Here is a 1,775-nt window from a genome sequence, read left to right on the forward strand (position 1 = left end):
AACGGCGGACTGTTAATCCGTATGTCGCAAGTTCAAGTCTTGCAAGGGGAGCCAATTAAAAGAAGCCGCATCATTGATGCGGCTTTTTTGCATCTAAAGATCCTAACTTATTAATACAACTACCCTCACCTTTCAAATACCATATTCAATTCAGAAACCAACCGTTTTTATATCCTTCCAAAGCTACAAATCTTCGCTACTTAATGCTCTTCAAAATCTCCCAACAACAAACGACACATTCACGTAAGAGTCAGTCACAGTACGTTGCTACTCATTTTATTGACTAGGAGATCGGTTGAAAAAATCAATACTAAGTTTGGAGGTAAGAAAGCTAAATAACGAATCAAGTAAGCGCTGAAAAGCTCTGTAAGACACTTCAATCCAAATTGATACACAGATTACTCTTTATCAAAACTATCCACTACAATAGCGCCCATAGAGGCTGGCATTGAAATAACAATCACTCTTTTGATCGATACGATGGGATCACTCAATAGAGGTAATTTGTCCAGGCAAGTCAGTACCAAAGCAACGACCAATGCCGTCATAACATAAGCAATCACTATTCTGAAAATAAACACCGGCAACCGAGCAACAACATCTTTTTGAAAGACACTCTCATACGTATAGAAGCCTAAGAACACCGCAGACAGTAAAAATAGCAGCAATAGATTAGCGGTAGGTAAAGTCTCCCCTAACTTCCAAGCCTCTTCAGAAAAAGAAATCGGCACGGCCAAGGCAAAAGATCCCACAAAGATCTGGCTCGCATCTTCAAAGTTAAAACTCAATTTCATAATTCGACCCATTAGGTTTAAGGCTTTATCTAATTCTGAAAAGAATCACAAAACTATCCGCCAATGATTTGGGGGATTTTTATTTCTACTAAGCAAACAGTAGTGACCTTCTAGCTTCATCTTAGTCGCAATAACCAAAACATAGCTTGAACTAACCAGCAAGAAATCAACATGTTCTGAGCAAAGTTGTCGACACAACTAATTCATATCGAGTCAACAAGCACATCAGAATCGAAGAGAGACCGGTAAACATCCTAAATTACCATCCCCTAGAACCAGAGAACATCACAATCAGTTGGGGGAAGAACCTCCCTGCACGTGTAGATACGGATACGAGGGACACTCTATGTCTTAACTTACATATCCCTCCAGCACCACTTTGGAACGCAACCTAACAACTCTCACCTTTCAAGCTGAATCTACTCCGCTTCCATCCTTTGAAATGCTTCTAACAAAGCGCTTGATGCTATCGAGAGTGGTTTAAGCTGAATGTATAATAAGAGCTATTAAGTCGACTCATTAAGGGCTATAGCGCTCTTAGCAGAAGCCTCCATGATAGAGCCCTAATTACACGTATCCTATAGATTCACAGATAGAGCAGAAGTCAGATTTCGTAGACGAAAGGCTGTTAACTAATACTGAGAGCCACTCACTTAATAAAGGAAACATCTACAGCGCAGAGTAATTAGGATGGGGTGTAAGGCTTTTATAACTCAAAGTATTAATAAGGGGTCAGTTCAGTCTCATAAATCTAACTTACAGCGCGTATGGTTCGAGTATCTGAATGCTAAACTTAAAGCTACATACGTTTGAAATCATGCTCGAGTCACCTCACAGCTGGAATCAGAAATGATGTAGTCCTAATCATGAGTTGGTTTTGGGGAACACCTGAGCTAAGAGCTGTGGGCTACGGGAAAATCTTTTGTGTAATACCAATTAAAGTAAAAATGTGATCTAATTAAGATTGATGAATTATTGTGA

1 protein-coding gene is annotated in these 1,775 nt (G+C 39.6%); it reads right to left on the reverse strand.

What is annotated here, in order from left to right; translation table 11 throughout:
- Positions 1-398: 398 nt before the first annotated feature.
- Positions 399-794 carry a DUF2391 family protein gene (locus ACED41_RS21445; protein ID WP_065675450.1) on the reverse strand — a complete coding sequence of 132 codons (396 nt, stop codon included), beginning with the start codon at positions 792-794 and terminating at the stop codon, positions 399-401.
- Positions 795-1,775 lie beyond the last annotated feature (981 nt).

This window comes from Vibrio sp. 1F255 (genome assembly GCF_041439145.1).
Lineage (GTDB): Bacteria > Pseudomonadota > Gammaproteobacteria > Enterobacterales > Vibrionaceae > Vibrio > Vibrio crassostreae_C.